Annotated in this window: 10 protein-coding genes and 1 pseudogene; 6 read left to right on the plus strand and 5 right to left on the minus strand. The window is 61.8% G+C overall.

The features are described 5' to 3' along the window. From RBB32_RS21095 to RBB32_RS21105, 3 genes and pseudogenes are all read right to left on the minus strand, one after another. A pseudogene (locus tag RBB32_RS21095) lies at nucleotides 1-181 on the minus strand (ATP-binding protein); the annotation flags it as partial. Next, complete coding sequence (locus RBB32_RS21100) at nucleotides 102-458, minus strand: hypothetical protein (RefSeq protein WP_306155703.1); 357 nt, start codon at nucleotides 456-458, stop codon at nucleotides 102-104. The pseudogene RBB32_RS21095 and the gene RBB32_RS21100, both read right to left, overlap by 80 nt. A gap of 572 nt (nucleotides 459-1,030) precedes the next feature. Continuing rightward, nucleotides 1,031-1,615, minus strand: coding sequence for an HNH endonuclease (locus tag RBB32_RS21105; RefSeq protein WP_306155706.1), 585 nt, complete (start codon nucleotides 1,613-1,615; stop codon nucleotides 1,031-1,033). 215 nt (nucleotides 1,616-1,830) lie between these two features. Here RBB32_RS21105 and RBB32_RS21110 point away from each other — a divergent pair, with 215 nt between their 5' ends. Continuing rightward, nucleotides 1,831-2,253 carry a VOC family protein gene (locus RBB32_RS21110; RefSeq protein ID WP_306155708.1) on the plus strand — a complete coding sequence of 141 codons (423 nt, stop codon included), beginning with the start codon at nucleotides 1,831-1,833 and terminating at the stop codon, nucleotides 2,251-2,253. A gap of 4 nt (nucleotides 2,254-2,257) precedes the next feature. On the opposite strand, the gene RBB32_RS21115 is transcribed toward RBB32_RS21110, so the two are convergent. Continuing rightward, the gene (locus RBB32_RS21115) at nucleotides 2,258-3,598 is read right to left on the minus strand and encodes a PLP-dependent aminotransferase family protein (RefSeq protein WP_306155710.1); all 1,341 of its coding nucleotides are present in this window, start codon (nucleotides 3,596-3,598) and stop codon (nucleotides 2,258-2,260) included. A gap of 152 nt (nucleotides 3,599-3,750) precedes the next feature. On the opposite strand from RBB32_RS21115, the gene RBB32_RS21120 reads away from it, so the two are divergent. After that, the gene (locus RBB32_RS21120) at nucleotides 3,751-3,984 is read left to right on the plus strand and encodes a DUF1127 domain-containing protein (protein ID WP_306155713.1); all 234 of its coding nucleotides are present in this window, start codon (nucleotides 3,751-3,753) and stop codon (nucleotides 3,982-3,984) included. A gap of 56 nt (nucleotides 3,985-4,040) precedes the next feature. Here the strand turns inward: RBB32_RS21120 and RBB32_RS21125 are convergent, their stop codons facing one another. After that, nucleotides 4,041-4,460 carry a PaaI family thioesterase gene (locus RBB32_RS21125; RefSeq protein ID WP_306155715.1) on the minus strand — a complete coding sequence of 140 codons (420 nt, stop codon included), beginning with the start codon at nucleotides 4,458-4,460 and terminating at the stop codon, nucleotides 4,041-4,043. A gap of 58 nt (nucleotides 4,461-4,518) precedes the next feature. Here RBB32_RS21125 and RBB32_RS21130 point away from each other — a divergent pair, with 58 nt between their 5' ends. The 4 genes from RBB32_RS21130 to RBB32_RS21145 all read left to right on the plus strand — a co-directional run. Beyond that, on the plus strand, nucleotides 4,519-5,304 hold the full coding sequence (locus tag RBB32_RS21130) for an enoyl-CoA hydratase (protein ID WP_306155717.1): 786 nt from the start codon (nucleotides 4,519-4,521) through the stop codon (nucleotides 5,302-5,304). A gap of 98 nt (nucleotides 5,305-5,402) precedes the next feature. Beyond that, nucleotides 5,403-6,758 (plus strand): cytochrome-c peroxidase, encoded by a 1,356-nt coding sequence (locus RBB32_RS21135; protein ID WP_306155720.1) that lies wholly within the window; start codon nucleotides 5,403-5,405, stop codon nucleotides 6,756-6,758. A 39-nt stretch (nucleotides 6,759-6,797) separates the two neighbouring features. After that, complete coding sequence (gene trmFO, locus RBB32_RS21140) at nucleotides 6,798-8,174, plus strand: methylenetetrahydrofolate--tRNA-(uracil(54)-C(5))-methyltransferase (FADH(2)-oxidizing) TrmFO (protein WP_306155724.1); 1,377 nt, start codon at nucleotides 6,798-6,800, stop codon at nucleotides 8,172-8,174. A gap of 28 nt (nucleotides 8,175-8,202) precedes the next feature. After that, the coding region (locus RBB32_RS21145) for a glutamate--tRNA ligase family protein (protein WP_306155726.1) at nucleotides 8,203-8,554 on the plus strand (352 nt) is incomplete at its 3' end.

Raw genomic sequence — 8,554 nt, forward strand, 5'->3', positions numbered from 1 at the left:
CGCCGCGCCCCCCCATGATGACCCAGGCCCGCCAATCGCCCTCGGGCGGCAATTGGTGCTCAAGCGCCCAGAACTCGAAAATATAGGGCAGCGCCAACAACTCACCTTCGTTTAACGCATCTAGGAACTCGTCCTGTGCATCTGGCCCTTCTGAGGCGATCCAGGCGGCACCCGATTGCAGCCCGTGCTGCGTCGAAGTCGAGGGCGTAATCGTGGACGATGCCCTTTTCTTTTTTCCGATGCTTTTCAAGTTGCACCTCCGCTTCCAGGGCGATCTTCAACCATTGCCGAATCTCGGCCGTGGCCTTCGCGCCATCCTTCAAATTGCTCAGATCCCCGGCCCTGAGCTGTTCGTATTTTTCCTCCAGTTCCTGCCGCATGTCCGCCAACTGGCGCTCCAGCGACCGGATCGAGGTCGTCAGGCCCGTGGGCCCGTCGTCTGGGGTGATCAAGACCATGTTTGTTCTGCCTCATGTTGCCTGTCCCTTCCCCGGACGAGAGAGGCAGCAACCCGCCCCTTCCAGCGAGAACGGTTATCTTGGCGAAAGGTTAAGAGGGGGTAGGCAGGGCGTACGGTGGGGGGCCAAGACGCGCCATCGGCAAATCTCTGCTCCGGCGCGGAATCAAGGCGCAAAGCACCGCCGCGCATCGCCGGGCCGCCCCCCGGCACGGCGATTGGGTTGGTCATTGTGCTTTGGCATATAGGTTTCGCGCCAGTGGTTAAGATAAACTGCACAGGCTTATAGCGAGGATCGCCGCACCGCGGCCCGTCGATGCTCGGCGTATGTTCCAATATCCCAAAGGACTCACAGCCGACCTTCGCCGCGGATACCTCATTTGATGACATTGGGCGCTTTCACTGACAGAGCGTGTTGCCACTGTTGAGGATCCCCGCCCCGGGCCTGACCCGGGGCCTCGGTTCAGGACCGAACGGCGAAATTTTCGTACGACTTGTACGTTTCTCGCATCCAGCCCCCGGATTTCCGTACAAAACTCACGTACAAAACGTACAACTTGTACAAAACCCCGCTCAGGCTTCCAGTTCAGCGTCCCAATACAGGAAATCCAGCCAGCTTTCGTGCAGGTGGTTGGGCGGGAACTTCCGGCCCAGGTTGCGCAACTGCTCGGCCCCCGGGGCGCGCGGCGGTTTCTGCAAGGCCATGTTCGCCTGCCGTAAGCTCTTGGACCCCTTGCGTAAATTGCAAGGGCTGCAGGCCGCGACAACGTTTTCCCAACTGGTGATCCCACCCCTTGCGCGGGGCACCACGTGGTCAAAGGTCAAGTCCCCCTTGGCCCCGCAGTACTGACAGCAAAATTCATCCCTTAAAAAAAGATTAAAGCGCGTGAAGGCCACGCGCTTTTGGGGTTTGACGTAATCTCGCAGGACAACCACGCTCGGTATCCGTATGACCATGCTCGGGCTTCGGACGATGTCGTCATATTCTGCAACGATATCAACACGGTCAAGATAGGCCGCCTTGACCGCGTCCTGCCACGGCCACAGCGATAAAGGATAGTAGGACAAGGGCCTGTAATCGGCATTCAGCACCAATGCCGGGTGCTGTTTCAACGCCGCTGGCTCCCTGACGAACTCTGTTCTGAAATCCCCATCCATGGTCAAATTGTCTCCCACCCGACAAAGCCTCTGATCAAGCTCCGGGGCGGGACAAGCCGCCCCTTCCGTAAGGCTACTATATATCGCGTTTTGCGGCTGGCAAGCCCTGCGATAAGCAGCATATCTAGCGATGTGCTATCGCAGCACTGTGACCGCTTCATGACAGATGCCCACCCCGCTTGCCGCGGGGTGCGAAGACGGTTTACCCTATGGGCATGACCTTGCCCCATGCGCCCCCTCTCTCGGCCCTGCTCGAAGCCGCGCTTTACGCCGAAGACCTTGATTTGGCAGAAGAATTCTATGGTCATATCCTCGGCCTGCCCGAGGTAACCCGCATCGAAGGCCGCCATATCTTCTACCGCGTGGGCCAAACCATTCTGCTGATCTTCAACCCGAAGGCTACGCAAGAGGGCTCATCCAACCCGCGCCTGCCCGTGCCCCCGCATGGCGCAAGCGGCCCGGGGCACCTGTGCTTTGCCGCGACGCGCGATGAAATCAATCAATGGAAACAAAGGCTTGACGCCGCTGGCCATCCGGCGGAGGCCGAATTCGACTGGCCCAATGGCGCGCATTCTCTTTACTTCCGCGACCCGGCGGGCAACTCCCTGGAAATCGCCGAACGCGGCCTTTGGTTCTGAACCGCTACAGGTCCACGGCCACCGGCGGGCATTCCAATACACCGCTCAAGCGTTCCAATGCCTCCCCCAGAACAGCGTCGCTTGTATCCGGGGTCAGCGCCACCCGCACCGCATGCGGCGCTTGCCCGTCCGGCAAGGCAAATTCATCCGCCGATTTGATCTGCAACCCCGCCGCATCGCAGGCCCGCATGAACGTGGAGCCCCGCCACCCCTGCGGCAGGCGCAGCCAGACGAAAGGCAGGCTCGGCTGCCAGGAAATATTCCATTTTCCCAGTATGTTAACCGCCATTCTTACACGTGCTTCAACAGCCGCCAGGACACGGGTCCGCACCTCTTCGGCCTGGCCGCTCTTGATCAGGTCGGCCCCCAGGTCCAGGATCGGCTGCGGCATACCATAGAACGACGATTGCGCCACTTGCTGTGCCGCAGCACCTCGCCCGCGCGGGCAGATCGCAAAGCCAAAACGCAAGGCCGAAGACACCGATTTGGTCAGCGACGAGATATACCAGGCATTTTCGGGGCAAATCGCCCGATAGGCCGGTGTCTCGGGCCGGGTGATGCAATGGCAGTCATCCTCGATGATCTGCAACTGATAACGCTGCGCGACACGCGCAATCGCCTGGCGGCGCGCCAAGGGCGTGCGAACCGCCGTGGGGCTATGCGTTTCGGCAGCGGTCAGGAACACTTGCCCCCCGTGTTTCTGCAACGCCTCTTCCAGACGATCCGGGCGCACCCCCTCTTCATCCATATCCACGCCGATCACCTGCGCCCGCAACAGGCGCGCGGCATGCCGCACACCGGGGTAGCACAGGCTTTCGGTCAGTATCACCGGCGCCGTGCCCTGCAGGCATGTCTGCAAGGCCATGATCACCGAATGCTGCGCGCCCAGCCCCATCACGACCTCCGCCACCTGCAGACGCCCGGCGCGGTCGGGGCCGACCCATTGCATGACGGCCTCCTGTGCCGGCGCGCTCGACTGGCTGTCGGGATAGTCGCGATAACGGTTGCCTGATGACTCGGCCAAACGTGACAGCCCCGCCCGAATAACGGCCTCTTGCCCCACGTCCAGAACGCGCGAGGCCCGAAGGTCGATGGCATCGGGCGCAACCTCGCTGATCAAGGGCTCGTCCGGGGTTACATCCACCCGAACGGGGGCCGCCCCGGCCACGAAGGTGCCCCGCCCGACGGTGGTTTCAACCAGGCCTTCCTCGGCGGCCATTCGATAGGCGCGCGCCACGGTACCCGGGGTTATCCCCAACTTCCATGCCAAATCGCGCACCGTGGGCATCTTGTAGCCCTGCTCCAACACACCTGAGCGCACAGCCGTGCGCAGAGATTGTATCAATACAAGATACTTTGGGCCTGCCGATTGTTCAAAGCTTGGCGGCCAAATTGTATCGGTCACAATAAAATCCTCGCCCTTCATGGATACGAATGCTACGTATTGTATGCATCAAGCCACATATTGTATCAACACAAAACTCAGGAGACGACGACATGACGACCCTAGCGCCAACCGATCGCACGGCCCTGCAAAACCTTGCAGCCCAAAACGCCCTGCCCGCGATTGCCAGCGTAGCGGTTCGTTTTGCCTATCTCGTCACCCTCTGGTCGCTGCGCCGCCGCACACGGCGCCACCTCAAAGACCTGCCTGCCAACCTGCTCAAGGATATCGGCCTGACAGCCGGTCAGGCCCAGATGGAAGCGCGCAAACTGTTTTGGATTCCCTGATCGCGACATCGTCGCGATTCTTCCTGACTGGGCCGGGTTTATCCCGGCCCATTTTTTTATCGCGGCGGGATCGAATAGGTCAGGCTGGCCCGCGCCACCGGCGCCTCGCCGCCTTCCGAGAACATCAACACCTCGCCCACGGCCAAAACCCGGCCCAGTTTCAACAACCGGCACTCGGCAATCAAATCCTTGCCGGCCTCGGGCTTGCGCATGAAATCAATGCTGCAATTGGTGGTCACCGCCAAGGCCTGCGGCCCGATCATCGCCAGGATGGCCATGTAAACCGCCACATCCGCCAAGGCGAACATCGACGGGCCCGACACCGTGCCACCGGGGCGCAGGTGCTTTTCCGCCGTCGCCAGACGCACCCGGATTCGCATTTCATCCAGGTCTTCGATAACGAAATCGCCGCCCACCTGCGGAAAAACCTCCGCGATGAAGGCCTCCAACTCCTCGATCGTCATCTGCAAGCCCATGCTTTCCTCCATGCCTGTTCAGCGTTAAGAATGGCCACAAGCCAGAAGGAGATACAAGATGCCGATCCTTGAGCGGACAGATACAGGCGCCATTGCCCGCCTGACCCTGAACCACCCCGAGAAACTCAACGCGCTGTCCGATGCCATGCTGGCCGCGCTCTCCGATGAGTTCGAGGCCTTGGCCAAGGATGAAAGCATCCGCGTTATTATCATCTCGGGTGCGGGCAAAGCCTTCTGCGCCGGGCACGACCTCAAGGAAATGACCCAGGGCCGACAGGCCGAGGATGGCGGCAAGGCCTATTTCGCCGATCTCTTCGCCCGCTGTACCAAGGTGATGACCGCCATTCGCAACCTGCCCCAGCCGGTGATCGCCCAACCGCACGGCATCGCCACCGCCGCTGGCTGCCAACTGGTGGCCAGTTGCGATATGGCCGTCGCCGCCGAAGGCACGCGCTTTGGCGTCAACGGGGTGAATATCGGCCTCTTTTGCTCGACCCCCATGGTGGCGCTTTCGCGCAATATCCCCCGCAAACAAGCCTTCGAGATGCTGACAACGGGTGAATTCATCGACACCGATCGCGCGCTTGCCCTTGGCCTCATCAACCGCGCCGTTCCGCATGATGACCTAGACGAGGCCACCAACCAACTGGCCGAAACCGTGGCTGGCAAACTGGGGGCCGCCGTACGCATCGGCAAACGCGCCTTCTATGACCAATTGGAAATGGATCTGGATCAGGCCTATGCCCATACCGGCGCGGTCATGGTGGAAAACATGCTCCACCGCGATACCGAGGAAGGCATCGCCGCCTTCCTCGAAAAACGCCCGCCCGAGTGGACGCAGTAACGCCAATTGCAGCAGTGTTTCCAAGCGCGCGCCCGACTTTTTCCATATTTGCCGTTTTCCTGACAGGTTCCACCGCGTAAACCGGTCGCGGGGGCGTGATGGGAAGTTTAAGTGTCATCATGCGCGCGTGGGTCGCCATCGGGGTTTTGTCCCTCCAGGCCAGCCTCTCTCTGGCCGCTGATTTGCCCGAACCGGCGACCCGTGCGGATTTCCCGACACCCGGGGCCACCTCTGTTCTGCTTGGCAGGGATCTCTTCTTTGACCCGGTCCTTTCCGGCAATCGCAACATCTCCTGTGCCTCCTGCCACCACCCCGAACACGGCAGTGCCGATGGCCTCTCGCTCAACATAGGCGAGGGCGGCATTGGCCTTGGTCCGTCCCGCCGCGCCAATCCCGAGAACCCGCCGCAGGCCCTTGTGCCCCGTAATGCGCCCGCGCTGTTCAACCTCGGCGCTCAGGAATTCAAAGCCCTCTTTCACGACGGCCGGGTCGAAAACGACCCAAGCCAACGTTTCGGCATCCGCCTGCCCGAAGGCCAGCATCTTGAACGCCCGCTGCCCCTGCTTGCGGCACAGGCCCTCATACCCATGGTCGCCCCCGGGAAAATGGCCGGCCAACCCGGTGAAAACCCTGTGGCCGATCTGGTGGCACAGGGCCAGATCACCGGCCCCTCCGGCGCATGGCAGGCCATCACCGCACGGGTCGAGGCGATCCCCGACTACCGCCGCCGCTTTGCCTGGCTCAACGGCCCGGATGAACCGCTCCACATCACCGATATCGCCCGCGTGATTGCCGCCTTCATCAGCTACGAGTTCCGCGCCACCGATAGCCCGTTTGACGCGTTCCTCATGGGCAACAACAGCGCCCTGACCAATGACCAGCTGCGCGGCATGTCACTGTTTTACGGCAAAGCGGGCTGCGCCAACTGTCATTCCGGCCCCTTGCAGACCGACCACCGGTTTCACGCGCTCGGCGTGCCGCAACTCGGCCCCGGCAAGGGCCATGGGCCGAAGGGCCACGCCGACCACGGGCGCGGCCGTGTCACCGGCAAACCGCAAGATCGCTACCGTTTTCGCACGCCCTCCTTGCGCAATGTCGCCCTGACCGCGCCCTATGGCCATACCGGCGCCTATTCCGAACTGGGCGATGTCATCCGCCACCACCTCGACCCGGAAACCGCCCTCGCCGAATACCTCGGACTCGAAAAAACCATCCTTCCCGACCATGGGCTGACTGAACCACTTGACCCGGCGATGCAGGATTTCGACGAGGTACTGGCAATCTCACAGGCCATCTCGATTGACCTTGCCCCGCTTGGCACCTCTGAAATCGACGCCATCATCGCCTTCCTGCACGCCCTGACCGATCCGGTATCACTCAACGGTCGGCTCGGGGCACCAAACAGCGTGCCGTCAGGGCTACCTGTCGATAACGGCACCTCCGGTCCCTCCTGACCCTTTCCAAACGCCCGCCAATCGCCTACATCGCGCCCTATGGATAAGACACTTCACATCATCGGCGGCGGCATGGCCGGGTCCGAGGCCGCATGGCAAGCCGCGAACATGGGCGTGCCCGTGGTCATTCACGAAATGCGCCCCAAGGTCGAAACCTTCGCCCATCGCACCGGCGATCTGGCCGAAATGGTCTGTTCCAATTCCTTCCGCTCGGATGATGATGAACAAAACGCCGTGGGCCTGCTGCACTGGGAAATGCGCGCCGCCAACGGGTTGATCATGCAGACCGCCGACAAGCACCGCCTGCCCGCCGGTGGGGCCTTGGCCGTGGATCGTGACCCCTTCGCACAAGAGGTCACGGCGGCCCTGCGCAACCACCCGCTCGTCACCATCGACCATGGCGAAATCAACGATCTGCCCACCGATGGGCATTGGATCATCGCCACCGGCCCCTTGACCAGCGAAGGCTTGGGTCAGGCAATCGCCCAAGAAACCGGGAAAGAGGCACTGGCCTTCTTCGATGCCATCGCCCCCATCGTCTATGCCGACAGCATCGACATGTCCAAGGCCTGGATGCAATCGCGCTACGACAAGGGCGACACCGAGGAAGAGCGCACCGCCTACCTCAACTGCCCCATGGACCGCGACCAATACGAGGCCTTCATCGACGCCCTGCTTGCCGCCGATAAAACCGAGTTCCACGACGGCGAAGCAGGATCAGCCCCTAGCCCCACCCCTTACTTCGACGGCTGCCTGCCGATCGAGGTCATGGCCGAACGCGGCCGCGAAACCCTGCGCCACGGGCCGATGAAACCCGTGGGCCTGACCAACCCGCACCAACCCGATGTCAAACCATGGGCCGTTGTGCAGCTTCGCCGCGACAACGCCCTTGGCACGCTGTTCAACATCGTCGGCTTTCAAACCAAGATGAAGTACGGCGCGCAAACCTCTGTTTTCAAAATGATTCCGGGGCTTGAGAATGCCAGCTTCGCGCGCCTTGGCGGGATTCACCGGAACACCTTCATCAACTCGCCCACGTTGCTGGACGATCAAATGCGCCTGCGATCAAAGCCCCATATTCGCTTCGCGGGCCAGATTACCGGCGTCGAAGGCTACGTCGAATCCGCCGCCATGGGCCTTCTCGCGGGCCGCATGGCCGCTGCCGGGATCTTGGGTCAAACGCCGCCCCCGGTGCCGCAGGATTCCGCCATGGGTGCCCTCATCCACCACATCACTGGCGGGGCCGAGGCCAAGACCTTCCAGCCGATGAACGTCAATTTCGGCCTCTTCCGCCCGGTCGAGGGCCTCAAGGGCGGGCGCCGCGGGCGCAAGGACCGCTACAAGGCCTATACCGACCGCGCCAAGGCAGCCTGGACCGATTGGCTGGATCACGTCAAAGCGCCTGAAACCGCATGAAGTTCCCCTGCGAAGCCCCTGTATTCAAATGACTTTCATCACACGCTTCGCCCCATCCCCCACCGGTCCCTTGCACCTCGGCCATGCCTTCTCGGCCCTCACCGCCTATGACATGGCCCAAGCCGCCCATGGCAATTTTCACCTACGTATCGACGATATTGATCAATCCCGCGCCCGCCTCGAATGGGAAGCGCAGATTTACGATGATCTGCACTGGTTGGGCCTTGACTGGCCCAAGCCCGTCCTGCGCCAATCGGATCGTCTATCGCGCTACCGTGAGGCATTGAAAACCCTTTGGGATCAAGGTGTTCTCTATCCTTGTTCATGTAGTCGCGCCGATATCCGCGCCGCCGCCGCCGCCCCGCAAGAAGGCGCGCCAC

Origin of the sequence: Roseovarius sp. MMSF_3281, assembly GCF_030733685.1 — a bacterium.
GTDB lineage: Bacteria > Pseudomonadota > Alphaproteobacteria > Rhodobacterales > Rhodobacteraceae > Roseovarius.

Coding starts and splice junctions, on each gene's coding strand:
- RBB32_RS21130 (WP_306155717.1), top strand. CDS start 4,519: ATGCCGATCCTTGAGCGGACAGATACAGGCGCCATTGCCCGCCTGACC.
- RBB32_RS21105 (WP_306155706.1), bottom strand. CDS start 1,615: ATGGATGGGGATTTCAGAACAGAGTTCGTCAGGGAGCCAGCGGCGTTG.
- trmFO (WP_306155724.1), top strand. CDS start 6,798: ATGGATAAGACACTTCACATCATCGGCGGCGGCATGGCCGGGTCCGAG.
- RBB32_RS21135 (WP_306155720.1), top strand. CDS start 5,403: ATGGGAAGTTTAAGTGTCATCATGCGCGCGTGGGTCGCCATCGGGGTT.
- RBB32_RS21120 (WP_306155713.1), top strand. CDS start 3,751: ATGACGACCCTAGCGCCAACCGATCGCACGGCCCTGCAAAACCTTGCA.
- RBB32_RS21110 (WP_306155708.1), top strand. CDS start 1,831: ATGACCTTGCCCCATGCGCCCCCTCTCTCGGCCCTGCTCGAAGCCGCG.
- RBB32_RS21125 (WP_306155715.1), bottom strand. CDS start 4,460: ATGGGCTTGCAGATGACGATCGAGGAGTTGGAGGCCTTCATCGCGGAG.
- RBB32_RS21100 (WP_306155703.1), bottom strand. CDS start 458: ATGGTCTTGATCACCCCAGACGACGGGCCCACGGGCCTGACGACCTCG.